We start from the raw sequence: 25,141 nt of genomic DNA, 5'->3' as shown, positions 1-25,141 counted from the left end.
GCAGCTTCACTACGAGAACAAGGGCCGGCTCGTTTGAGCCGGCCTTCTAATGACGAAGACTTACCCGCCAGTCATGCGCTCGCAGCTCGCCGACGAGCTGAACCAGGCATTCGCTTCAGCCGAGCCTCACAAGATTTGCAGCGCGATCGGACAAGCAAAGATTTCAACGTTTCAGAAATTGCAACGAACACAGGGCTGCAGCGTACAAGCATCTACCGTGCTTTCGGCACTGAACGGATTCCGAAGTTTTCGACCGTCTTGGCCGTGCTGACCGCAATGGACCTAGAGCTCAGGGTTGCTCCACGCGCTGGGGCCGAGACTAGCCGCCTAAGCAGCCAAAACCCGCCTAGTCAGTAAACGAGCGCGCTCCACCCCCGCAAACGGGGCTTCGCCTACTCTATGCCCAAGCTGCCAGGTTTGTACGTGATCAAGAACGAGACGCCGCAGTCGGTAGGCCCCAGTTGCTCAAGCGCATTTTCCGGCCGTCCGTCAACGGCACAATTCCTCCGCATGCTTCTAGCCTGGGCGGGATTTATCCTGTGAGGCTCTTTAGGCCCGCCGCCTGGATGCCCGCCACCGCGCAAGCCTCGTCATTGTCGGACGTGTCGCCGGAGACGCCGACCGCGCCGAGCAAGGTCGCGCCGTCCATGATCAGCACGCCGCCGGGGACCGGCACCAATGCGCCCTTGGCAATCGTGTTCACGGCATCGATGAAATAGGCCTGCTCCTGCGCGCGCTGGAACAAAGCGCGTGAGCCCATGCCCATGGCGAGCGCGCCATAGGCCTTGCCATGGGCAATCTCGGCGCGCATCAGGCTGGTCCCGTCCTGCGCGGCCGCGAGCTTGAGCACGCCGCGCGCGTCCAGGATGGTGACGACCAGCGGCTTCAGCGTGAGCTCGCCGGCCTTCGCGAAGGCGGCGTCGAGGATCTTTCGGGCGGTGTCGAGGGTGAGGTCAGCCATGGCTGGTTTCCTTTGCAGCTGGAGAAGGGGTGTTGGACTTGGCGCGATCGAGGCTCATGGCCAGCACACGCGCGACGTGAAGCGCTTCGCGCTTCGTGCCGTCGTGGATCTGGTGCCGGCATGAGGTGCCATCGGCGACGACGAGCGTATCCCGGTCCGCGCGTCGAACGGCCGGCAGCAGCGACAACTCGGCCATTTGCATCGAGGCGTCGTAGGTATCCGCACCATAGCCGAACGCGCCGGCCATGCCGCAGCAGCTGGACTCGATGGTGTTGACCTCAAGGCCCGGGACGAGGCGCAGCACCTGCTCGACCGGCTTGAACGCGCCAAACGATTTCTGATGGCAATGGCCGTGCACGACGGCCTTGTTCGCGACAATGCCGAGCGGCAGTTGCAGCCTTCCGGCCTCGGCCTCGCGCACCAAGAACTCCTCGAAGGTCAGCGCATGGGCGCCGACCGCCCTGGCATCGTTGTCCTTGCGCAGCGAAGCGAGCTCGTCGCGCAGCGTTAACAGGCAGCTCGGCTCGAGGCCGATGATCGGGACGCCACGCGTCGCGTATGGCGCGAAAGTCGAGACCAGCCGGTCGAGCTCGGCTTTGGCTTCGTCGACGAGACCGGCCGAGAGGAACGTGCGGCCGCAGCACAGCGGACGGCTGCCGCTCGCAGGTTTGGGCAGATGCACGCGATAGCCGCCGGCCGTGAGCACGCGCAGCGCTGCGTCCAGGTTCTCGCGCTCATAGATTCGATTGAAAGTGTCCGCGAACAGCACGACCTCGCGGCCGGTCTCCGGGCCAATGCTTTCGGCGGGCGGTACGAACACATCGCTGCGGAAGGTGGGGAGCGCCCGGCGCGCGCTGATGCCGGCAAAGCGCTCGAACAGTTTTCGCAATAGCGGGCTGCTGTTGCGCAAATTCGCCAGCGGCGCGAAGCGCGACGCAAGGCCGGCATAGCGCGGTAGATATCCGACCAGCCGGTCGCGTAACGTCAGGCCGCGGCTGGCGGCGCGCGCCGCGAGCACCTCGATCTTCATCTTGGCCATGTCGACACCGGTCGGGCATTCATGGCGGCAGGCCTTGCAGGAGACGCAGAGTTTGAGCGTCTCCATCATTTCGTCCGACGACAGCGCATCAGGGCCGAGCTGGCCTGAGATCGCAAGCCGCAGCGTGTTGGCGCGGCCGCGAGTGACGTCCTTCTCATTGCGCGTCGCCCGATAGGACGGGCACATCACGCCGCCCTCGAGCTTGCGACAAGCGCCGTTGTTGTTGCACATCTCGACCGCGCCCTGGAAGCCGCCGCCGGCGCCGGGATAAGCCGACCAGTCGAGTTTGGTCTTGAGCTCAGCGACGCGATAATCGGGCTTGAAGCGGAACAGCGAGCGGTCGTCCATTTCGGGCGCATCGACGATCTTGCCGGGATTGAGCACGCCGGCGGGATCGAAGCGCTGCTTCACCTCCCTGAAATCTGCGACGAGACGCTCGCCGAACATCGTTGCGTGGAATTCGGAGCGCACCAGGCCGTCGCCATGCTCGCCGGAATGCGAGCCCTTGTACTCGCGCACCAGCGCGAAAGCCTCCTCGGCGATGGCGCGCATCGCCTTGACGTCTTTCTCCAGCTTCAGGTTCAGAACGGGGCGCACATGCAGGCAGCCCTCCGAGGCGTGCGCGTACATCGTGCCGCTAGTGCCGTGTTTGGCGAAGACTTCGTTCAGCCGCGCGGTGTAGTCGGCGAGGTGCGGCAGCGGCACGGCGCAGTCCTCGACGAAGGAGACCGGCTTGCCCTCCTGCTTCATTGACATCATGACGTTGAGGCCGGCGGCACGGAAATCGGCGATGCCGCTCTGCAGCGCCGGCTCGGTAATCTCCACCACGCCGCCCCATTTGCGCGTGTCGTTGTTCCAGCCGAAGCCGAGATCGCCCATCAGCTCGCCGAGCTGCTTGAGACGCACGAGGTTATCAGCCTGGTCCTCTTCGGCGAATTCGACCACCAGCACGGCATCCGGATCGCCCTTGATTGCCGCGGAGATGACGGGTGCGAACATCGCGATGTCGCGGCCGAGCGCGATCATGGTGCGGTCGACCAGCTCGACTGCGATCGGCTTGAGCTTGACCAGATGCTGGGCCGCGTCCATCGCCTCGTAGAAGCTGCCGAAATGGCAGACACCGAGCGCCTTGTTGCGGATCACGGGCCACAGCTTCAGCTCGACCTTGGTGGTGAAGGCGAGGGTGCCTTCGGAGCCGACCAGAAGATGCGCCATGTTGTTCGGCGCATTGCGCGGCACCAGCGCATCGAGATTGTAGCCGCCGACGCGGCGCTGCACCTTCGGGAAGCGCGCCGCGATCTCGTCGGCCTCGCGAATGCCGAGCTCGAGCATGTCGCGGAACAGCGCGCGGGTGCTGTCGCCGGCCTTGAGGTCGGAGAGATCGCGCGAGACCTCGCCGAAGCGGCTCAGCGTGCCGTCGGCGAGCGATGCCTCCATCGAGAGCGTGTTGTCGCGCATGGTGCCGTAGCGAAGCGAGCGGCCGCCGCAGGAATTGTTGCCGGCCATGCCGCCGATGGTGGCGCGGGAGGCCGTGGAGACGTCGACCGGAAACCACAGGCCGTGCTTTTTGAGCTGACGGTTGAGGTCGTCGAGCACGATCCCGGGCTCGACCACGCAGGTGCGGCCTTCGACATCGAGCGACAGGATCTGATTGAGGTGCTTGGAGAGATCGACTACGAGCCCGTCATTGACGGTCTGGCCGCATTGCGAGGTGCCACCGCCGCGCGGGGTGACCTTCAGCCCCTCGTCGCGTGCGATCGCCAGCGCCCGCAAGGCCTCGTCCATGGTCTTGGGGACCACCACGCCTGATGGCATGATCTGGTAGAACGAGGCGTCGGTGGCGTAACGGCCGCGGCTGAAGCCGTCGAACAGGACGTCGCCGGTCAATTCCGACCGCAGGCGCCGTTCGAGCGAGGAGGCGTTCGTCATCCCTGATCCCGGACTGACCCGGCGAGGCTCAGCCTCGCTGAGTTATTCATTATGGTTCCTGACCGCTTATATTGTGAATGCAAAATGAGCAAGCCGGGCGCCCTCAAGGCAGTGCCGGCGCGCCCTCTTGCGGCTCGGTCAGGTGCTCGATCGCGGCCGTCCGCTTGTTGCGCAGATGCTGGAACAGGATGTCGCTGAGCTCGCTACCGGCGCGCCGGCGCAGTGCATCGAGGATGGCCTCGTGCTCGCGCATCGCTTCCGCCCAGCGCTGCCGCTTGCGGGCGAAATTGGCGGAGTAGCGGACGCGTCGGATCCGGCCGGCAAAGTTGGTGTAGGCGGTCCTCAGCGTCTCGTTGCGCGCGGCCGCGACAATGCTCTCGTGGATGCGCTGATTGGCCTGGAAATAACCGTGCATGTCGCGATGCAGATAATGGCCGTACATCTCGTAATGCAGCTGCTCGATCGCCGTGATTTCCGCATCCGTGATGGCTTCGCAGGCGAGGCGCCCAGCCAGGCTTTCCAGGCCCGCCATGACGTCGAACAGTTCTTCCAGGTCGCGCTGGCTGAGCTGGCGCACGCGTGCGCCGCGGTTGGGCAACAGCTCGATCAGGCCCTCGGCGGCGAGCACCTTGAGCGCCTCGCGCAACGGCGTGCGGGAGATGCCGAGCATCTGGCAGAGCTGCCGCTCGGGAACGCGTGCGCCTTCGGGAATATTGCCTTCGACCACGTAGTCGCGCAGCCGCAGCAGGATCTCGCCATGGAGCGAGGCCTCGTGACGGTTTTCCTGGCGCTCGCCATTGCCGGAGGTCGGGGTGATCGGAACCCCGGTGTCGGGAATCGTCGATTTCATTTGCAGCACAGTAATTTGCCCGATTGGTCGCGTCGACGCTCGCAATCGAATACCAGATTTCGATTGAAGGGACAAAAAATGAATGCAAAATAGCTAACTGAGCCGGCCATAACCCGCCGAAAGGAGCTTTTCATGCCTCAGGGACGCCATTTCCTGCAGATTCCGGGCCCGAGCCCGGTCCCCGAGCGCGTCCTGCGCGCGATGGACATGCCGGTCATCGACCACCGCAGCGCCGAATTCGGCGAACTCGGCCGGACCGTGCTTGAAGGCAGCCAGAAGATCTTCCAGACCACGGGGCCGGTGGTGATCTTCCCCTCGTCGGGGACCGGCGCCTGGGAGGCTGCGATCGTCAACACGCTGTCGCCAGGCGACAAGGTGCTGATGGTCGAGACTGGCCACTTCGCCACGATGTGGCGGCAGATGGCCGGCCGCTTCGGCATCGAGGTCGATATCGTCCCGGGCGACTGGCGCCGCGGCGCCGATCCCGCATTGATCGAGGCCAAGCTCGCCGAGGACAGCGCGCGCACCATCAAGGCCGTCATGGTCGTGCACAACGAGACCTCGACCGGCGCGACCAGCCGCATCGCCGAGATCCGCGCCGCGATCGACCGCGCGTCGCATCCGGCGCTCTTGATGGTCGACACCATCTCCTCGCTCGGCTCGGTCGACTACCGCCACGACGAGTGGAAGGTCGATGTCAGCGTCAGCTGCTCGCAAAAGGGATTCATGCTGCCGCCCGGTCTCGGCTTCAACGCGATCTCGGAGAAAGCGCTGGGTGCGTCCAAGACCAACAAGATGCCGCGCTCCTATTTCGACTGGGAGGAGATGCTCAAGCCCAACGCCAAGGGCTTCTTCCCCTATACGCCCGCGACCAATTTGCTCTACGGCCTGCGCGAGGCGATCGCGATGCTGCTCGAGGAGGGGCTCGACAATGTTTTTGCGCGGCATCAGCGCTTGGCGGCCGCGACGCGGGCCGCGGTCAACCATTGGGGTCTCGAAGTGCTCTGCCAGGAGCCATCGGAGTTCTCGCCGGTGCTGACGGCCGTGCTGATGCCGCCGGGGCATGATGCCGATCAGTTCCGGAAAGTCGTGCTCGACAATTACAATATGTCGCTCGGCTCGGGCCTGTCGAAGGTCGCCGGCAAGGTGTTCCGCATCGGCCATCTCGGCGAATGCAACGCGCTGACGCTGCTCGGCGCGCTCACCGGCGTCGAGATGGGCCTGTCGGTGGCCGGCGTGCCGCACCGCTCCGGCGGTGTCGACGTCGCCATGAAGCTGCTGGAGCAGCGCCCGCAGGGCAATGCCGCGCCGCATCTGAAGATTGTCGGCACCTAAGCCTAAAGGTGGTCGAGGCGGGGTGGCTGGGGCAGGCCGGCCCGCCATGCACGAACGGCCCTTTGGAGAGGGGACAAGCCGGTCAAATGGTGCTATTCGGCGCCCATCAAATCTAGGGCAAGACCGGGAAGGACGCCGATGACCGTGCATACTGGAAGGCATTTCTTACAGATTCCAGGACCGACCAACGTGCCCGATCGGGTGCTGCGGGCGATGGACATGCCGACTTTGGACCATCGCGGTCCGGAGTTCGCCGAGCTCGGTTTTGCCGTGCTTGCGGCAATGCAGCGCGTGTTCCGCACCAAGCAGCCCGTGATCATCTTCCCCTCGTCCGGCACCGGCGCCTGGGAAGCGGCGATGGTCAACGTGTTGGCGCCCGGCGACAAGGTCCTGATGTGCGAGACCGGCCAGTTCGCCGTGCTGTGGCGCGGCATTGCCGACAAGTTCAAGCTCGACGTCGACTTCATCCCGAGCGATTGGCGCCATGGCGCCGATCTCGCCGAGATCGAGCAGCGCCTTGCCGCCGACAAGCAGCACGCCATCAAGGCGGTCTGCGTCGTGCACAACGAGACCTCGACCGGCTGCGTGACGCCGCCGCTGGAGGTGCGCAAGATTCTCGATCGCACCAAGCATCCGGCGCTGCTGATGGTCGACACCATCTCCGGCCTCGGCTCGATGGAATATGAGCACGACGCCTGGGGCATCGACGTTTCGGTCGCCGGCTCGCAGAAGGGCCTGATGCTGCCGCCAGGCCTCGGCTTCAACGCCGTGTCGGAAAAGGCGCTTGCGGTTGCCAAGGCCAATTCGGGCATGCGCTCCTATTGGGATTGGCAGGAGGTCATCGGCTTCAACAAGCTCGGCACCTTCCCCTACACGCCCGCGACCAACCTGCTCTACGGCCTGCGCGAAGCGGTGAAGATGCTGGAGGAGGAGGGGCTGGAGAACGTCTGGACCCGCCACAAGCGCCACAGCGCCGCGACGCGCGCTGCGGTCAAGGTCTGGGGCCTCGAGACGCAATGTGCCGATCCCGCCGCGCATTCTCCGGCGCTGACCGGCGTGCGCGTGCCCGAGGGCTTTGACGCCGATGCCTTCCGCAAGGTGGTGCTGGAAAACTTCGACATGTCGCTCGGCACCGGCCTGAACAAGGTCAAGGGCAAGGTGTTCCGCATCGGCCATATCGGCCATTTCAACGATCTGATGCTGATGGGTACGCTCGCAGGCGTGGAGATGGGCCTCGACCTCGCAAAGATCCCGCACCGGAGCGGCGGCGTGCTCGCGGCCATGGACGTCCTGAAGGGACGCGACGTGGTGCCGATGACCAAGGCTCAGGTTGCCTAAAGGCAGCCTGACTGAACTTTAGTGAAGAAAGTGAGCGCGCGATGAACGCACCGACGACGACTAGCGAAGACCTGCTCTACTCCGTCTCGGACGGCATCGCGCGGATCACCTTCAATCGCCCGCACGCCCGCAACGCCATGACCTTCGCCATGTATGACCGCATGGCTGAGATCTGCCAGGAGATCAACGCCGACCGCTCGATCAAGGCGCTGATCCTGACCGGCGCGGGCGACAAGGCGTTCGCTTCCGGCACGGACATCTCGCAATTCCGTGCGTTCAAGACCGCGCAGGACGCGCTCGACTACGAGGCCCGGATCGACCGCGTGCTCGGCACGCTGGAGCAGTGCCGCGTGCCCGTGATCGCGGCGATCGCCGGCGCCTGCACCGGCGGCGGCGCGGGCATTGCGGCCTGCTGCGATCTTCGCATCGGTACCGAAACGACGCGGATGGGTTTTCCGATCGCGCGCACGCTCGGCAATTGCCTGTCGATGTCGAACATCAGCCGTGTCGTCGCGCTGGTCGGTCCCGCCCGCACCAAGGATATGATCTTCAAGGCGCGCCTGGTCGAGGCGCCGGAGGCGCTGGCGCTCGGCCTGCTCAACGAGGTCGTGCCTGACGTGGAGACGCTGCAGCGCCGCGCCGACGAGACCGCGAAGCTCGTCGCCAGCCACGCGCCGTTGACGCTGGAAGCGACCAAGGAAGCGGTGCGCCGCATCCGCCGGACGCTATCGCGCGAGGAAGGCGAGGACCTGATCCTGAAAGCCTACATGAGCGAAGATTTCCGCGAGGGCATGGACGCCTTCCTCAACAAGCGGGCGCCGGTCTGGAAGGGCAGGTAGCGCGCTCCTTCAATACGGCTGCAACGCCTCCGTATCCAGTCCCACCCAAAGCGCACCGGACAGCCGCCAGCAACCGCGATCTCGACAATACCCGTTTTGCGCGTTGCGCAGTCTCTTAGGGGTACGGTTGGCTATCTTACCGTCCCAACAAAATATCCGTCTGCGTCTCCGTCCTTGGTGAACCTGGGACAGACGCAAAAGCCTCCCGGTGAGCTGCGAGTTGGACAAATGACCTCTGGTGTTCCCGGCGGCAGTTCGGAGGCATTCACGAGGCATTGCGATTTAGGTTTGGGATCCTGCGGAGCGCTCTTGGCGAACACGGTTGTACCAACGTCGGCTAGCATCAGAACAACAAGGACGCCCCGAAAAACGCTCATGCGTAGTCCTTTTTGCGGTGGCAATCTAATTGAGCGGTTTCTTCAACAGGGCCGCTCATCGGCTAGCGACGCGCTATGACAAATTTACCGCTACTCCTCGCCTTTCCAACTCGCCCAATCAGGCTGGCTATGGCTCGGCGCTAACAAGTCTCGTCCAAGATTGATAACGCAAAATCGAACCTGTGGCGGAGTTTAGGTTCATTCCTCACGGCGATAAATACCTTGCCGCATCTGTGTCTCGCGAATTTCTTGATAACTCGTCGCTTCATCTATGAGACGCGTGGTGCATGAGCGTTCGAACTGCTCGGCGACAATTTGGGCGCGGTTGGCGATGTTGTGCTGAGTGGCTGTTAGGACTCCAGCATGCTGGGCGCGCGCAAAAACATCACATACCTCACGGAGGAAGTTCGGCGAGTACCCAAACGCCTTAATGCCATGCTTGGTGCGGAATTCGATCTGGTTAGCCATCGCAACAAGGTCTTCGCCGATGAAGGGCTTGAGACTCTGCACTGTCAAAAAAGCAGGGAGATTGGCCCCGCTCCTGTAATATTGGCGTCCTTTGGGTGGGCGAATGCGGCCTAGGCCCGCCATGAAGCCGCTCTGAGTGATCACGCGCTGTCCGTTGTCGAGGACCGCAACCTCGATCTCGATGGCTCCAAATCGAAGGGCGCCTTCATGCGTCGCTTGCGGCAAGTGTCTCGCCCAGCGGGCTTTGGCGGCCTTCCGCGCAATTTCCCGTCGCTCGTCACCCGATAGCGCGGCTGCTCTAGCCGTGCCGCCAGCGGCTCGCGCAGGAACTCCCCAATTCACTTTCCACCGCGCTCTCTTCCGCTCGTGGTCGTGGTTCAAACTCAGCTTTTTATTGGTACTCATATTCTCAGGAATATAATCGAAAAACAAAATTGCAAGCACAGACAAAGCAGAAATGCCTGTTAGGAGCCCTGCTTGCGTCTAGTAATGTTACCCTTCGAGCAGAGCCGGGTCATTCAATACGTCCTTAACGCGTGCCGGTGAAGAGCTGTGCCAGACCGCTGTGCAGAATGCCTTGAGGATCACGTCGCTGCATTGAATTTGTGGAACCGGCCGAAAGGTCGCGGCGAGAGCTTGAGCCACGCTGAGTGCGCGATAGACATCCCGCTCCTGATAGAGCTTCAGACCAAGCAGACTTCCCAACAATCCACCCCAGAAGCTGTGCTTGTGAGAGCGTACCAAGACACCCCTGCTGCCAACGGAGACCCAACAGGCGTCGCCGCTGTCGAGGATGATCGTTGCGTCATGGCCAAATTTCTCGTTGATGTAGAGCAGGCGCGGCATCACTTCAGCACTTCAAAATACATTTCGCAAACTCAGAAAAAGCCGAACGGCTGAAGGCCCCAAGCTCTCTAGGCCCCGTCAAGGCCATCGATCTTCTTTCGCCGCGATAGGACCAGCTCCCTTGTAGCTCGTATTGCACATGACGTGTCTAATTCCAAAGTCATAACCGGGATGAGCCGGGATGGCTTGAACTCGGCTGGATTCGCCAGCACAATGGGCGCTGAATTCATCGCCGAATTTCCAATGCAAACAAGAAGATAGGGAAGACGCACGTGGGACATGGAATGAAGGCCGCAATTGCGCTCGCAACCGCGCTTTGTGGCACGCCGGCTGTTGCGGGCTGGGAGCCGACGAAACCGGTGGAGATCGTGGTGGCGGCGGGCGCGGGTGGCGCCTCCGACCAGATGGCCCGGATGATGCAGGCCGCGATCCAGAAGAACAATCTGATGAAGCAGCCGATGGTGGTCTCGCTCAAGGGCGGCGCCTCGGGTGCGGAAGCGCTGATGTACATGAAGTCCAGCGAGGGCGATCCCAACAAGGTGCTGATCGCCTATTCGCTGATCTACATGCTGCCGCTGTCGGCGAAGATCCCGTTCAACTGGCGCGATCTGACGCCGGTCTCCGTGGTCGCGCTCGACCAGTTCGTGCTGTGGGACAACAGCGCAGGCCCCAAGACGGTGAAGGACTTCGTTGCGGCGGCGAAGGCCGCGAGCGCGCCGTTCAAGATGGGCGGCACCGGCTCCAAGCGCGAGGACCACGTGCTCACCGTGTTCCTGGAGCAGAAGACCGGCGCGAAATTCTCCTATCTGCCCTACAAGTCCGGCGGCGAGGCCGCAACCCAGCTGGTCGGCAACCACACCGAGGCCAACGTCAACAACCCGTCCGAAAATCTCGAAGTCTGGCGCGCCGGCCAGGTGCGGCCGCTCTGCGTGTTCGACAGGGAGCGCATTTTCTACACGACCAAGGTGACCGACACGCAGTCCTGGGCCGACATCCCGACCTGCAAGGAGGAGGGCGTCGACGTGCAATATCTGATGCTGCGCGCGATGTTCCTGCCCGGCAAGGTCACGCCGGAGCAGCAGGCGTTCTACGTCGATCTGTTCCACAAGGTGACGCAGACGGCGGAGTACAAGGACTACATGGAGAAGCAGGCCCTGAAGCCGATCTTCCTCACCGGCAAGGACATGGTGCAGTTCCTCGAGGAGGACGATGCGCTGAACAAGTCGCTGATGACGGAAGCCGGGTTCGTCGCGAAGTAGCTTTCTCTTCTCCCTCGCCCCGTTCTTGCGGGGAGAGGGCTGGGGTGAGGGGCTCTCTCCGCGAGTCCAACTCTCATTGCCCCTGCGGAGACTCCCCTCACCCCAACCCTCTCAGCGCGAGCGAAGCTCGTCGCGGCCCCGCAAGCGGGGCGAGGGGACCAGCCGCAGACTTGTTGTTCGCCCATGTCCCAAACCGATATCGAAATCGTCGTCGAGGATCCCACCGCGCCCGAAGACGATTCCCCTTCCGTCGTCTCGTCCGGCACAATCGAGATCGTCGTCTGCCTCCTGCTGCTCGCGCTCGCGGTCACGCTCGGCTACGACAATTGGCGCACCGGCGCATCCTGGGATGCGACCGGGCCCGAGCCCGGCTATTTCCCGTTCTATCTGTCCGTCATTCTCGCCGGCGGCAGCCTCTACGGTGTGATCGGGGCGCTGCTGGCACGGCGCGTCTCGTCGGGGACCTTCGTCACGCGCGCGCAAGGCCGCCGCGTGCTGGCGGTGTTCGTGCCGACGCTGCTGTTTTGCCTGGCGACGCAATTCCTCGGCCTCTATGTCGCGAGCTTTCTCCTGATCGCCGGCTTCATGCGGCTCGTCGGCCGGATCGCGCTGTGGAAGTCGCTGCTCACCGCGTTCGCGTTCACGGCAATCATGTTCGTCACCTTCGACGTCGCCTTCGACGTCATCATGCCGAAGGGGCCGCTCGAAGCGGCCCTCGGCCGCTAGGGGCCCCGCGCGATGGAAGCTCTCGGTCTCCTGCTCCACGGCTTTGCCGTCCTGCTGACGTGGAAGACGCTCGTGCTGATGATGGTCGGGCTGGTGCTCGGCGTCTTCGTCGGCGTGCTGCCCGGGCTCGGCGGCCCCAACGGCGTTGCGATCCTGTTGCCGCTCACCTTCACCATGGACCCGACCTCGGCCATCGTGATGCTGTCCTGCATCTATTGGGGCGCCTTGTTCGGCGGCGCCATCACCTCGATCCTGTTCAACATCCCGGGCGAAGCCTGGTCGGTCGCGACCACTTTCGACGGCTATCCGATGGCGCAGCAGGGCAGGGCGGCGGAGGCGCTGACCGCGGCGTTCACCTCCTCCTTCGTCGGCTCGCTGGTCGCGGTGCTGCTGATCACGTTCCTGGCGCCGATGATCTCGTCCTTTGCGCTGAAATTCGGCCCGCCCGAGTTCTTCGCGGTGTATCTCCTGACCTTCTGCTCCTTCGTCGGCCTCGGGCGCGAGGCCAAGCACAAGACCGTCATCTCGATGTCGCTGGGGCTGCTGCTCGCCGGCATCGGCATGGATACGGTCTCCGGCAGTCTGCGCATGACCTTCGGCTCGCCGGAACTCTTGCGCGGCATCAACTTCCTGGTCGCCGTCATCGGCCTGTTCGGCATCAGCGAGATCCTGCTGACGATGGAGGAGCGCCTCGCGCTGCGCGGACATGCGGCTGGCATCTCGCTGCGTGTCGTGCTCGGCGTCTGGAAGGACCTGCCGAAATACTGGGTCACGCTGCTGCGCTCCTCCTTCATTGGCTGTTGGCTCGGCATCACCCCGGGCGGTGCGATCGCGGCCTCCTTCATGGGCTACAATCTGGCAAAACGCTTCGCCAAGGAGCCCGAGAGTTTTGGCAAGGGCCGCATCGAGGGCGTGTTCGCGCCGGAGACGGCGGCGCATGCCTCCGGCACCTCGGCGCTGCTGCCGATGCTGGCGCTCGGCATTCCCGGCTCGGGCACCGCCGCGATCCTGCTCGGCGGATTGATGGTGTGGGGGCTCAATCCGGGGCCGCTGCTGTTCGTCGAGCACAAGGATTTCGTCTGGGGGCTGATCGCCTCGATGTATCTCGGCAACGTCGTCGGCCTCGTGCTGGTGCTGACCACGGTGCCGATCTTCGCCTCGATCCTGCGCGTGCCGTTCGCGGCGGTGGCGCCGATGATCGTGGTGTCCTGCGCGATCGGCGCCTATGCCATCCAGAACGCGATGTTCGACATCTGGCTGATGCTCGGCTTCGGCGTGGTCGGCTACGTCTTCAAGAAGATCGGCATTCCGCTGGCGCCGTTCACCCTCGCGCTCGTGCTCGGCAACCGTGCCGAGGATGCCTTCCGCCTGTCGATGATCGGCTCCGGCGGCACCTTGAAGGTGTTCTGGTCGAACGGCCTGGTCGGCTCGATCACAACCTTGGCGATTCTGCTGCTGTTCTGGCCGGTGATCGACGGCCTGCTTGCCCGTGTCGGCTGCAAGGCGGCGGGGCAGAACGGCGAGGCAACTGACTTACCTTAGTTCTAATGTGTCGTCACAGCCCGGTCTGACCCCTTCTGATTGTTTCCAGACGTTGCTGCTGCGCGACAGCCTGGCCGGGCTTGGCGCTTATGCTTCCCGTAGATTTCTTTCCTTTTCACGGGCATTGCAATGAAACAGGTTGTGATGGGAATTGTGGCGGCATCGGATGGTCGCGAGCAGCGCACTGGCCGCTGATCTGGCATCGAAACCCTACGAGAAGGCCCCGTCGTCGATCCGGTCTGGAGTTGGAATGCTTCTATGCCGGATTGAACGCCGGGTATAGCTGCTGGCCGACCAGGTAGAATGTGCTGGCCTTCATCGTTCGGCACGTCCTGTGCGACGCCGAGATGCTTGACCTGGGCGTCCTCGAACATCTGGTCGATCGCATAGATTCGTGCTCGGCAGCCGCGCGGAGGATGCCCTCTGATTGTGCATGAGGCTCCGGGAGCCTGAAGGTGTTCTGGTCTCGATCGGGCAGGTTGGCTAAATAACGACGGTGGCCTGTACTGCTGTTCTGGCCTGCCAGAGCCTACTCCGCGCCGCAGCCGAAGTCGCATTAGCTGAGGGACTGCATGGCGCCACAGATACCCAAGGTCGCACCATCGATGCCATGCTCCACTGCCTGACGGCCTCAACGCTCACCGCCGCCATCATGCCGAGCAATCCCATCTACTCGCTGCAAAATCATTCCTGCTGCGAGACTAACACCGATTACGTAAAGCCAACCTGGTACAAAATCGAATAAATGAGAGTTGAACAAGGAGCTCACAATGTTCTGTACGACGACAATGAACCCAAGCCACGGATAGAATCCTGACCCGGCAAAAAAGGTAAGCTGACCAATCCACATTGCATACAAGATTACGCATCCGACAGAGCCCCACTGCACGGCGACGTTAAGAGTTTGATTGTGTGGATTGCTGATCGTCTGCGCTGCAAGTCCTGTTTGGCCGTGTGCGGCGCGATCGAACAGCGTCTGAACTGATCCTGTGCCATGCCCAAGGACTGGAGCTTCTCGGAAGAAAATGAGAGACTTGCGCCAATACTCTAGCCGCATTCCTGCCGAGGTTATCTCATTGCTAGCCCCGTATTTCGAATATTCGAGCAGGATGCTGTTCGTCCGATCACGTAGAGTGGAAGAGGCAAGCCAAGCAGTCCCGGCCAGAAAAACGAAACAGGCAATCGCGCCGTAAAAAAATGAGCGCGGTAGATAGAACGCCCCAAAAAGGAAGAGCATTATGGGCACATATATTAGGGCTGTCCGAGCGAGTGCAACGAACGATAGATTCACAAGAAATGCTACCGACAATGCGAGTAGAAGCAGCGCCAGATTGATTTTGCGAGATCGAATTAGCTCAAGGATCGGCCACGCCAGTACTACAGCGCATAAAGCAAATGATTGGCTTTGATCAATATAGTTCTTCACAGGAACCCCGGGCTGCAAATTTGCAATCGAAGTGAGGCTTGGCACAACGGCTGTGATCCAAGACAACATCAACAGGACGGTGCACGAGGAAAGGAATGCGTAAAGTATCCAGATCGCGCGCGATGATTTCTGAAAGTGGTATATCAAAATCGGCATCATTAGAAACTTGACCGAGGGATTCACCCCGCGCAGTCGAGCCGCCCAGGAGACGTCAGTTGCCCACAGAGTGCCTGCCAATGCGACTGCAAACAGCGCCGCGGCAAAGCCACTTCTGGAGCGCACAAGTGTGTCGACGAACTCTTTAATACGTATTCGCGGACACACACTAAGTGCCCAAAGTGCGCTGAAGATTGAGGTGATGGTTGTGGACCACGGCAGCGATGCTACCGTGATACAGGCGAGGAAATCGCTCGCTGCCATCGAACTCGGTAGAGCTAGGCAGAGTCGCCAATTTGGTACAAAGCTGGCCTGTTTTGCGTCTACGGTGACCCTACTAAGCTTGTTTTCCATTGTGCCTCAAGTAGCGCGCATGCAAGTCGGATTTCCGATGCCTGCAACATTCTAACTAAAAGGGAGAGCGCCTTAGAGGACGCGGGCTTCTCTCAATCTGGCGATCTCGTCCTCGCTGAAGCCCGATTCTTCGAGAATTTCATTCGTCTGCTCGCCGAATTCCGGCGGCCGCGCCACCATCCTGCTCGGCGTCCGCGATAGCGTCACGGGCTGGCCGACCAGGCGGATGTGGCGGCCCTCGTCGTTCGGCACGTCCTGCGCGATGCCGAGATGCTTGACCTGCACGTCCTCGAACATCTGGTCGATGGCATAGATCGGCCCGCAGGGCACGCCGGCCTTGTTGAGCTCGCGGACCCAGGTCTCGGTCGACTTCGTCACCGTGCGCTTCTCGATCTCGGCGTTGAGCGCGTCGCGGTTCTTGGAGCGGGCAGGGGCGGTCGCATAGTCGGGATGGGCATAGAGCTCCGGTGCACCGATCGCCTGCGCGCAGCGCTCCCAGATCCGCCCGCCCGTGGTGGCGATGTTGATGTAGCCGTCCGAGGTCTTGAACACGCCGGTCGGGATGCTGGTCGGATGGTTGTTGCCGGCCTGCCTGGCGACCTCCTTCTCCATCAGCCAGCGGGCGGCCTGGAAGTCGAGCATGAAGATCTGAGCCTGCAGCAGCGAGGTCTGCACCCACTGTCCCTTGCCCGAAACCTCGCGCTCGAGCAGCGCGGTGAGGATGCCCATGGCGCAGAACAGGCCCGCGGTGAGGTCGGCGACGGGAATGCCGACTCGCATCGGTCCTCCGCCCGGCGCCCCGGTGATCGACATCAGCCCGCCCATGCCCTGCGCGATCTGATCGAAGCCCGGCCGCGTGTGGTAGGGGCCGTCCTGGCCGAAGCCGGAGATGCTGCCATAGACGATGCGCGGGTTGACCGCGGCGAGGCTGTCGTAGTCGATGCCGAGCTTCTTCTTCACATCAGGCCGGAAATTCTCGACCACGACGTCGGCCTTGGCGACGAGGCGCTTGAACACCGCGAGCCCGCGCTCGTCCTTCAGGTTCAGCGCCATCGCCCGCTTGTTGCGGTGCAAATTCTGGAAGTCGGAACCACGCCGCGGCCCGCCCGGCTGCTCGCCCGCGGCATCATCGATCAGCGCATCGATCTTGATGACGTTGGCGCCCCAGTCGGCGAGCTGCCGCACGCAGGTCGGCCCCGAGCGGACACGGGTCAGATCGAGCACGGTGAAGCGCGACAGGGCTTCCGAGGCATGCGGGAAGGGCATCGTGAAAGGCTCCGGGGAGAATTGCTAACCTATCATATCGGCTGACGGAAGAGCGGCAAAGTCCCTCCGGGCGTTGGTTCGCAATGAACGCAGAAGGACGTCGCAGCGGCAGCGTCGATGATTGTCGATCACGGGATGCTAAGGTGGGCCGGTCCCTAGACTTTGAGGGCCGATCCGCTTGCTCTGAAACAAGACGACCGCGGCCTGACCAGAACAGCTTTGACCGTCTAGCCTGGTCGCACTTATCGCTTTGCAAACGATTAGGTTGCGGGAGCCTGCCGATCGGGTGAGCAGGCTCCTACAACCGCATACAGCGAGCCGGCGCGGCAGGGCGTCATCTGGAAATCGGATACGATCCCGAAAACGAGGGTAGCCAGGGCCAAAGCAGCGACGAGGCCGATCCAGTTCATTCCACGAGAATACTTGAAGTTGTCCGCCAAACCAAGCGGCGCTAGGTGCCCCGATTGGTCAGTGAATGGGGCGGCGTCTGTCGATCAGGGCAGCGCCACTACTTCCAGAACGGACCGCGGGTTGCTCGTGGAAAGGGGCTCCGGAAGCCGATGCCACATACCAATTCGAGTGGATCGTACGGAGAAATGCCAATTGACCTCATTCAACTCAGCCGTTGTGGCAGTATTCCCAACGAGCTAGTTCATTGATTGGCTGGGACTCCCCGCTAGTGTGGTCCCAAATCGCTTTTTTCTCCCGATGATCAGGCGGCGTGAGGATCGCTATTCTGGCCGACGCAAAGTCGAATCCGGCAGGTTTTGTCTTCGCCCGCACTCTGTCTGTGTCTGTGTGTCACCATCTAGTTTGGTTTACAAGGTGCCGCGGAGTAGGAGAATGTGTCTGCATGTAAGAGGATCTGCTTTGCGGTGCCGATTATGGCCGAACGGCTTACAAGGTTGAAACGACGATAGCTCCCTGGGGCGCAGATTTGGTACGCGGTTTTGTCTTTAAAAGGGCGGCATCACTCCAAGAATCCGTACTCATGCTGCAAAGCCCCGGCACGACCATGCCTCTGTTGTGCTAACCAATAGGGAAGTGGAGTTGCATCATCACAATATGGGATGATAGCGTGTCAGCACTTGAGCTGGGGGCCGTGTTGAAACGATATCTACTGGCTGCATTGTTAACCGGCGTTGCTGTCGCCGCTCTGCAACCCATCTATTTTTTTCTTATGGCGAATTTGGACCGGGTGATTTCTCACGAGCGCACGTGGGAAAATATCCGACAGGCGTTCGACAGGGGAATTCTCGAAACGAGCTTTCACTCTAAGCATTTTTGGATAACTGGTGGCGACCGCTTTACAGACTGTATTTCGCTGGGCATAGGTTTAGAGCCTGGGGGCCGCGCCACCGCCGCGGGCATCATGGCCACGCGTCCTATCTCGGGCCCGCACACGTGTGACGCTCTGAAGGATGCGGCGGCCAATCCAGCTTCAGTTACCTGGATTCGATATGCCCGTTACTGGCATGGATATCGAGTTTATAGCGCACCGCTGGCGTCGGCTCTGCCAATTCTGGCGCTCAAGCTCGCAAATTTAGTGATACTGATCTCAATAGCCGCGCTCTTTTGCATTGAGGCGGCCAAGCTGATCGGAAGAGTTCCGACAATTTGGTTGTGCGCGCCGGTGTTGTTTATGACCGATTTTGTTCGCCTTTGGCAAGTTACGCCTCACACTGTCAGCACGGCCCTTATTCTCGGTGGTACAAGCGTTTTTGTGACGGCAGTCCGAAAGGGAGCGCCGGATTTAGTAATGGTTCTCTTGGCGGCGGTTTTCGGCTCAATCTTCAATTTTGTAGACTTCTTAGTGAACCCGCCTTGGATGCCGATGCTCATCGCCTTCTTTCTGGTCGCAGGAGGCCGGGGAGCGCCGATCGCGATTGTCTGTGTGGGGGCATGGTTTGCAGCATATGGATACACATGGATAGCCAAATGGGTCGTCGCTTATCTCGTCGAGCCATCTTTCGACATCAAGACTGACGTCATCGATACTGCGTTGTTTAGAATTGCCGGCGACGACGTCAAAGTCTGGCACGTTCCACTTGCCGCGACGACCAAAGTCGTCAAGGAAGTATTCTTGAGTTGGGGAATGGTGATTGTCGTGCCTGCCCTGATCTATTTGCGGGTGCGATTGCCGCGACCGAGCTTTACGTTGGCCTGGCCAGCGCTGATCCCTGTGGTGTGGTTTGAGATCTTGAGCAATCACAGCCAGATCCATGCAGGTGTGGTCTCAAGGAGCGCGGCCGCAGCGATCGGCGTTTGTGGTGCGGCAGCGGCTATTAAACGCGGTATTTCCGTCGGCTCGAACGGCGATCTTGATGGGATGCCAGCTGGCATGCAGTCGCCGCCGATGGACGACCGTGCTTAGTGGTCTATGCCCTTTTCAACCAAAACAGGCGAGGGGCACAAGGATTGGCGCGGCCCACGTTTCGCCGCGGGTCAGGAAATGACAGATATGTTCAGCCCGGCAAGCGCTTCAATTTGGCGCGCGCCTGCTCGGCCAGGGGATCATTGCCGTGTCGCGCGATGAAGAGCTCGAGTGCCTGCCGCGTTCCCTTCCGGCGGGCGGCTTTGTATTCCTCTGCGACAGCGGCGGCGGGATCCCGGGCCATCGGCATCGAGGGCGCGCGCGGCGCCGTGCCGCTGTTGTCCGCCTTGGCCTTCTCCACCATCACAGGCAGTCCTTCGAGACGTTGATGGGACAGTCCAGCAAGCGCAACGAAGGCGCCAAACAGGCCGGCCGGGAGTGTGCGTTGCATGAAACCCTGCAAATTACCGGCGTTCCGGGAACGAAACTTTATACTCGCGTTCCGTATGACTACGGTATTTAATGGCTAACACAGCCTTATGGGAGCAGCGCAAACGCCGCTGCCCCATTTAAACCAAACGTTTAACTCTCTAGCTAAAATCATGTGCCCCCGCGGCGAATCACACGACGCGTTGCTTTGGAGAGTGAATTGGCTACCGCTGTTAACGTAAGTGCCGCCAACAACGCCGAGATCGACGGCCTGCTGTCGGGCGTCAAATGGTCGGGCACGATCACCTACAGCTTTCCTGACGCGCCGAGCGACTATTCCAGTCCCTACAGCGGCGGCAACAGCGAGCCGACCACGTCGGGCTTCGCATCCGTGCCGACGCAGATCCAGGCGGCGATCAATTACGCGGTCGGGCTCATTCTGAGCTACACCAACGCCGACATCCAATATGCGGGCACGAATGGCGCCGACATCATGGTCGCGCAGTCGCCGGCCGCCAATCCGACTGCCTACGCCTACTACCCGGGCAATTATGCGTCGGGCGGCGACGTCTGGTTCGGCACGCAATACAATTTCTCGCTGGCCAAGCTCGGCAATTACTACTTCACCACCGCGCTGCACGAGCTCGGCCACGCCGTCGGCCTCAAGCACAGCCAGGAGGCCGGCGGCCCCGCCAACGTCGCGGTGCCGAGCGCGCATGACGACAGCGAATACACCGTCATGAGCTATCGCAGCTATGTCGACGCCTCGACGACAGGCGGCTACACCAACGAAGCGTATGGATATTCGCAGACCTACATGGCCAACGATATCCTCGCGCTCCAGACCATGTACGGTGCAGACTACGCGACCCAGAGCAGCAACACCGTCTACACCTGGAATCCGACCACGGGGCAAGAGTTCATCAACGGCGTCGGCCAGCTCGCCCCGGGCGGCGGCGTCGGCGGCTCGGCCAACCGCATCTACGAGACGGTGTGGGACGGCGGCGGCGTCGATACTTACGACCTGTCGAACTACACGACGAACCTGAGCATCAACCTCAATCCCGGTGCGTCATCGCTGTTCTCTGCGACGCAGCTCGCCAATCTCGGCAACGGCCATTACGCCTCGGGCAACGTCTACAACGCCTATCTCTACAACGGCGACGCGCGCTCCTACATCGACAACGCGACCGGGGGCTCGGGCAACGACACAATCATCGGCAACGCGATCGCGAACGCCCTCAACGGCGCCGGCGGCGGCGACACCTTCACGGGCGGCGGCGGCAACGACACCATCGTCGGCGGCTCCGGCACCGATACCGCGGTTTACTCTGGCAACAAGGCGAATTACGGAATCAGCTACAACTCGACCACTCAGGTTTTCACGCTGGTCGATCTGCGTTCCGGCACGCCCGACGGCACCGATACCGTGTCGAGTGTGGAATTTTTCCAGTTCGCCGATGGCACGGTATCGAGTGCCACGCTTTCTAGCCCCCCGGTCGCGATCGAAGCTTCTGGCTCCGTCGAACTCGTGCAATGGGGAGGTTATTACTATCTGGAATCTATTTCGACCGGCACTGGCCCAACTCTCAAATCTGGAGGTGCTGCGATCGCGGTTGGACAGTGCGGGTCTTATGTACCGATCGGTGCGGAGCAGACAGGATCTGGCTACGACGTCGTTTGGAAACACAGCAGCGCCGACCAGTACGTGGTATGGAGTACCGATAGCAATGGGAATTACGTCTCCAGCCTTACCTCCGTTGTTTCAGGCACGAGTGCGACACTACAATCGTATGAAGCCGTTCTCTATCAGGATCTGAATGCCGACGGGACCGTTGGTGTAACGGCAACCACCACGGCGATCGAGTCGGCAGGCTCAACCACGCTTTCGCAGGTTGGATCCAACTATTATCTCTATACGGGCGGCATCGGCCTCTCGCTCAAGTCTGGCGGTGTGGCGATCACGGTCGGACAGTGCGGGTCTTATGCGCCGATCGGTGCGGAGCAGACGGGGGCCGGCTATGACGTCGTTTGGAAGAACGGCAGCGCCGACCAGTACGTGGTGTGGAGTACCGATAGCAATGGAATTTACGTCTCCAGCCTTACCTCCGTTGTTTCAGGCACGAGTGCGACACTACAATCGTATGAAGCCGTTCTCCATCAGGATCTGAATGGGGACGGGACGGTTGGTGCAGCGCCGACCACCACCGCGATCGAGTCGGCGGGTTCCACCACGCTTTCGCAGATTGGGTCCAATTATTACCTCTACACGGGTGGCGCCGGCCCCTCACTCAAGTCTGGTGGCGCGGCGATCACCGTTGGACAGTGTGGGTCTTATGTACCGATCGGTGCGGAGCAGACAGGATCTGGCTACGACGTCGTTTGGAAAAACGGCAGCGCCGACCAGTACGTGGTGTGGAGTACCGATAGCAACGGAAATTACGTCTCCAGCCTTACCTCCGTTGTCTCAAGCACGAGTCCGACGCTGCAATCGTATGAATCCGTTCTCCATCAGGATCTGAATGGAGACGGGACGATCGCCGCAGCCACTACCGGTCAAGGAGCGGTGGGCGACAATTTCGCTTTTCGAGCAGTGCTCCGGGAAGGAGGAGGTATGATCAGCAGGGTCGAGCCCGCGTCTGGGGATTTCATGTCGTTGTTTCACGCGGTGCAGGATGCGATCGTAAAGAGTATTGAGATTTCTGTCCTGAAATCGGTCGAGATAATCGAACATGCCGATACCGGTCCTGCGGCTCGGTTTGTCGATCCGATGGACCACTTCCATCTTATTTGAAGTCTTCGATGTCATTCTCCTTATAGATATGACAAAGATCGGCAAATTGCCGCCTGAAGCCTCGGTCATTCTAATCGTGCCGCCGGTTTTCTATATGCTCTTCAGACCCGCGATCGCCCGCGGCCACCGCGCGACGCGCTTGTATAACGGGTCCAGATCGACGAGATCGCCGCCTATGTCGATTTCCTCCGGAACGACAAGGACGAGGCCCAGAATCTCTTCAACGACCTCCTGATCGGCGTCACCGAATTCTTCCGCGACAAGCGCGAGTTCGAGGTGGTGGAGACGCAGATCATTCCAAAGATCTTCGAGGGCAAGGGGGGTGGGCCAGCAGGTCCGCGTCTGGGTGCTCGGCTGCGCCACCGGCGAGGAGGCCTATTCGATCGGCATTCTCTTGCGCGAGCACATGGCGCGGATGGATTCCGTGCCGCAGGTCCAGATCTTCGCGACCGACATCGATGGACGGGCGCTCGCGACCGCGCGCGTCGGCCGCTATCGCACCAATATCGAGACGGACATGACCAGCGAACGGCTGGCGCGCTGGTTCGTGCGCGAGGGCGATACCTATTGCGTGGTGAAGGAGCTGCGCGAGATGTGCATCTTCTCGCAGCACAACGTCATCAAGGATGCGCCGTTCTCGAAGCTCGATCTCGTCTCCTGCCGCAATCTGCTGATCTATCTCAACGCCGAGCTGCAGAACCGCGTGATTCCGCTGTTCCATTTCGCGCTGCTGCCGGAGCGATATCTGTTCCTCGGCAATTCCGAGAACGTGACGCGGCATCCCAAGCTGTTTGCACCGATCGACCGCCGCGCTCGGATCTTCAAGAAGCTGGAGACGGGAACGCGGCTGCCGCCGGAATTTCCGATCACGACCGCGGCCGGCCGAGTGCCGGTGGAGGTGCCGTCGGTACGCACGTTCGGCCCCGACGTCGGCCTGGAGCGGCGCGCGCAGCGCATCGCGGAGCGCTATGCGCCGGCCTATGTCATCACCGACGACCATTTCCAGGTCCTGCATTTCTCCGGGCGCACCGGCCGCTACATCGAGCCGACCGCGGGCGCCGCCACGCTCGACCTGCTCCAGCTCGTGCACCGCGATCTCCGGCTTGAGCTGCGCACCGCGCTCAGCCGCGCCGCCGAGGCCAACGAACCCGCCCACGCCGAGCAGGTGCAACTCGGGGTGAACGGCCACCGCGTCCTCGTCGACATCACCGTCGAGCCGATCCAGGAAGGCGCCGGCGGCCACCGCAATTTCGTCGTGCTGTTCAGGGACGGCCCGGTGCGTACCATCGAGGCCGACCAGAGCAATCCCAATGCGCTGGTCCGCACCGAACATGTCGAGCGTCTGGAAAGTGAGCTGCGCGCCACGCGCGAGCGCGTGCAGGCGACCATCGAGGAGCTCGAGAGCACCAACGAAGAGCTGAAATCCTCCAACGAGGAGTACCAGTCGCTGAACGAGGAGCTGCAATCAGCCAACGAGGAGCTCGAGACTTCGCGCGAGGAGCTGCAGTCGGTCAACGAGGAACTGACCACGGTCAACGGCGAGTTGGCGCACCGCGTCCAGGAGCTGACGCGCGCGAGCAGCGATCTGAAGAATTTCCTCGAGAGCACGCAGATTGCGACCGTGTTCCTAGATAACGACCTTCGCGTGATGAACTTCACGCCAGCGATCACCGAGATCCTGCATCTCGTCGAGACCGACGCCGGCCGCCCGATCGCCCACATCAAGGCGCGCATCCCGGTCGAGGAGCTCTACCACGACATTCGCCGGGTGCTGCGCACGCTTGCCAGCGTCGAGCGCGAATTGAGCGCGCCCGACAGCGGCACGCGCTACATCGTGCGCATCCAGCCCTATCGCAGCGTCGACAATTTCATCGCCGGCGTCGTCATCACCTTCATCGATGTCACCGCCATCACCCACGCCGAGGAGCGGCAGCGCTGGCTCTTGGCCGAGCTCCAGCATCGCGTCCGCAATACGCTCGGGGTGGTGCGCTCGATCGCCCGCCGCTCGGTGGAGTCGAGCACCACCGTCGAGGAATACGCCTCCCATCTCGACGGCCGGCTCAACGCCTTGGCCCGCACCCAGGCGATGGTGACCCGCGACCCCGAAGGCGGCGTCGATCTCGAATATCTCGTCAGGGAGGGGCTCTCGGCCTACAACGCCCGCGAAGGCGAGCAGATGCGGGTTTCAGGGCCGAAAGTGCGCTTCCAGCCCAAGGCCGCAGAGACGTTTGCGCTTGCAATCCACGAGCTCGCGACCAATGCGCTCAAATATGGCGCCTTGAGCCAGCCGAGCGGCCGTATTGAAGTCTCATGGCGCACCGATGAAGGCACGGAGCCTGCCGAGCTGGTGTTCGAATGGCGCGAGCGGGGTGGGCCGCCGGTCCAACCGCCGCCGCGAAAGGGTTTTGGTACGGAGCTTCTGGAGCGCACGCTGGCATTCGAGTTCAAGGGGCAGACCAATCTGGCATTCGACCCTGCGGGGCTGCAATGCACGATTACCTTTCCCATCAGCAAGCGCGCGATTCATACACCGGTAGTGGCTGGCTGATGCCGTTGTCGACGGCCGATCGCAGTCTGGTGGAGCCGGTCATTCGCCGGCAGAACGCGCTGAGGTCCCTGTCGGCCGAAGCCCGTTCAGCGCTCGTGCGCACTGGGGCTGCTCGGACTTCACCATGTTCGAGGCTGGCAAGAAGCAGACCTATTCCCGTACAGATTCGGAATGGGTCCCATCGAGCATCGATCAACCCGAGTTTGGCTTAGCCTTTTACGGTTCGTTAACCTTTATCAACTACTAACTTCTTTCTAAGTCGAATTGGGGACTCCTTTGACTGCCGTTTTTGCGGACATATGGAACCAAGTGCCAGGTGCATTGCGCGAATTACTTCTGGGACTG

At 61.7% G+C, this 25,141-nt stretch carries 17 protein-coding genes and 1 pseudogene; 10 read left to right on the top strand and 8 right to left on the bottom strand.

Annotated elements, in window-relative coordinates:
• Positions 1 to 33 precede the first annotated feature (33 nt).
• Positions 34 to 357, top strand: a complete 324-nt coding sequence (locus N2602_RS38965; protein ID WP_409241846.1) for a DNA-binding protein — start codon at positions 34 to 36, stop codon at positions 355 to 357.
• Between the two features lie 175 nt (positions 358 to 532).
• Here the strand turns inward: N2602_RS38965 and N2602_RS27570 are convergent, their stop codons facing one another.
• The 3 genes from N2602_RS27570 to N2602_RS27560 all read right to left on the bottom strand — a co-directional run bounded on the left by N2602_RS27570 (position 533) and on the right by N2602_RS27560 (position 4,779).
• Complete coding sequence (locus N2602_RS27570; protein WP_260380048.1) at positions 533 to 961, bottom strand: heme-binding protein; 429 nt, start codon at positions 959 to 961, stop codon at positions 533 to 535.
• On the bottom strand, positions 954 to 3,929 hold the full coding sequence (locus N2602_RS27565; RefSeq protein ID WP_260380047.1) for an FAD-binding and (Fe-S)-binding domain-containing protein: 2,976 nt from the start codon (positions 3,927 to 3,929) through the stop codon (positions 954 to 956). Before N2602_RS27565 ends, N2602_RS27570 begins: the two co-directional genes overlap by 8 nt.
• A gap of 103 nt (positions 3,930 to 4,032) precedes the next feature.
• Positions 4,033 to 4,779 carry a GntR family transcriptional regulator gene (locus tag N2602_RS27560; protein WP_260380046.1) on the bottom strand — a complete coding sequence of 249 codons (747 nt, stop codon included), beginning with the start codon at positions 4,777 to 4,779 and terminating at the stop codon, positions 4,033 to 4,035.
• Between the two features lie 132 nt (positions 4,780 to 4,911).
• Here N2602_RS27560 and N2602_RS27555 point away from each other — a divergent pair, with 132 nt between their 5' ends.
• The 3 genes from N2602_RS27555 to N2602_RS27545 all read left to right on the top strand — a co-directional run bounded on the left by N2602_RS27555 (position 4,912) and on the right by N2602_RS27545 (position 8,291).
• Complete coding sequence (locus N2602_RS27555) at positions 4,912 to 6,114, top strand: alanine--glyoxylate aminotransferase family protein (RefSeq protein WP_260380045.1); 1,203 nt, start codon at positions 4,912 to 4,914, stop codon at positions 6,112 to 6,114.
• A 138-nt stretch (positions 6,115 to 6,252) separates the two neighbouring features.
• A complete protein-coding gene (locus N2602_RS27550) occupies positions 6,253 to 7,452 on the top strand; it encodes an alanine--glyoxylate aminotransferase family protein (RefSeq protein ID WP_260380044.1) in 1,200 nt (399 codons plus the stop codon).
• A 41-nt stretch (positions 7,453 to 7,493) separates the two neighbouring features.
• Positions 7,494 to 8,291, top strand: a complete 798-nt coding sequence (locus N2602_RS27545; RefSeq protein WP_260380043.1) for an enoyl-CoA hydratase/isomerase family protein — start codon at positions 7,494 to 7,496, stop codon at positions 8,289 to 8,291.
• A gap of 575 nt (positions 8,292 to 8,866) precedes the next feature.
• On the opposite strand, the gene N2602_RS27540 is transcribed toward N2602_RS27545, so the two are convergent.
• Positions 8,867 to 9,586, bottom strand: coding sequence for a hypothetical protein (locus N2602_RS27540; RefSeq protein WP_260380042.1), 720 nt, complete (start codon positions 9,584 to 9,586; stop codon positions 8,867 to 8,869).
• Positions 9,587 to 9,628: 42 nt separating this feature from the next.
• A complete protein-coding gene (locus N2602_RS27535; RefSeq protein ID WP_260380041.1) occupies positions 9,629 to 9,982 on the bottom strand; it encodes a hypothetical protein in 354 nt (117 codons plus the stop codon).
• Positions 9,983 to 10,266: 284 nt separating this feature from the next.
• Here N2602_RS27535 and N2602_RS27530 point away from each other — a divergent pair, with 284 nt between their 5' ends.
• The 3 genes from N2602_RS27530 to N2602_RS27520 all read left to right on the top strand — a co-directional run bounded on the left by N2602_RS27530 (position 10,267) and on the right by N2602_RS27520 (position 13,509).
• Positions 10,267 to 11,241, top strand: coding sequence for a tripartite tricarboxylate transporter substrate binding protein (locus N2602_RS27530; protein WP_260380040.1), 975 nt, complete (start codon positions 10,267 to 10,269; stop codon positions 11,239 to 11,241).
• Positions 11,242 to 11,424: 183 nt separating this feature from the next.
• Positions 11,425 to 11,967 (top strand): tripartite tricarboxylate transporter TctB family protein, encoded by a 543-nt coding sequence (locus N2602_RS27525; protein WP_260380039.1) that lies wholly within the window; start codon positions 11,425 to 11,427, stop codon positions 11,965 to 11,967.
• A 12-nt stretch (positions 11,968 to 11,979) separates the two neighbouring features.
• Positions 11,980 to 13,509, top strand: coding sequence for a tripartite tricarboxylate transporter permease (locus N2602_RS27520; protein WP_260380038.1), 1,530 nt, complete (start codon positions 11,980 to 11,982; stop codon positions 13,507 to 13,509).
• 631 nt (positions 13,510 to 14,140) lie between these two features.
• Here N2602_RS27520 and N2602_RS27515 read toward each other — a convergent pair.
• Together N2602_RS27515 and N2602_RS27510 are read right to left on the bottom strand one after the other, a co-directional pair.
• Positions 14,141 to 15,445 (bottom strand): O-antigen ligase, encoded by a 1,305-nt coding sequence (locus N2602_RS27515; RefSeq protein ID WP_260380037.1) that lies wholly within the window; start codon positions 15,443 to 15,445, stop codon positions 14,141 to 14,143.
• Positions 15,446 to 15,517: 72 nt separating this feature from the next.
• Complete coding sequence (locus N2602_RS27510; RefSeq protein WP_260380036.1) at positions 15,518 to 16,711, bottom strand: CaiB/BaiF CoA-transferase family protein; 1,194 nt, start codon at positions 16,709 to 16,711, stop codon at positions 15,518 to 15,520.
• A 1,078-nt stretch (positions 16,712 to 17,789) separates the two neighbouring features.
• On the opposite strand from N2602_RS27510, the gene N2602_RS27505 reads away from it, so the two are divergent.
• The gene (locus tag N2602_RS27505) at positions 17,790 to 19,085 is read left to right on the top strand and encodes a hypothetical protein (protein WP_260380035.1); all 1,296 of its coding nucleotides are present in this window, start codon (positions 17,790 to 17,792) and stop codon (positions 19,083 to 19,085) included.
• Positions 19,086 to 19,176: 91 nt separating this feature from the next.
• Here N2602_RS27505 and N2602_RS27500 read toward each other — a convergent pair whose 3' ends face one another.
• Positions 19,177 to 19,476 (bottom strand): hypothetical protein, encoded by a 300-nt coding sequence (locus tag N2602_RS27500; RefSeq protein ID WP_260380034.1) that lies wholly within the window; start codon positions 19,474 to 19,476, stop codon positions 19,177 to 19,179.
• 198 nt (positions 19,477 to 19,674) lie between these two features.
• On the opposite strand from N2602_RS27500, the gene N2602_RS27495 reads away from it, so the two are divergent.
• Positions 19,675 to 22,248, top strand: coding sequence for a M10 family metallopeptidase C-terminal domain-containing protein (locus tag N2602_RS27495; protein WP_260380033.1), 2,574 nt, complete (start codon positions 19,675 to 19,677; stop codon positions 22,246 to 22,248).
• A 150-nt stretch (positions 22,249 to 22,398) separates the two neighbouring features.
• Positions 22,399 to 24,796 (top strand): annotated as a pseudogene (locus N2602_RS27490) (CheR family methyltransferase); the annotation flags it as partial.
• Between the last annotated feature and the right edge of the window lie 345 nt (positions 24,797 to 25,141).

Source organism: Bradyrhizobium sp. NC92 (genome assembly GCF_025200865.1).
In the GTDB taxonomy this organism is placed as follows: Bacteria; Pseudomonadota; Alphaproteobacteria; order Rhizobiales; family Xanthobacteraceae; genus Bradyrhizobium.
Note: the sequence above shows the minus strand (reverse complement) of the source record. Positions and strands in the feature narration are given on the sequence as shown.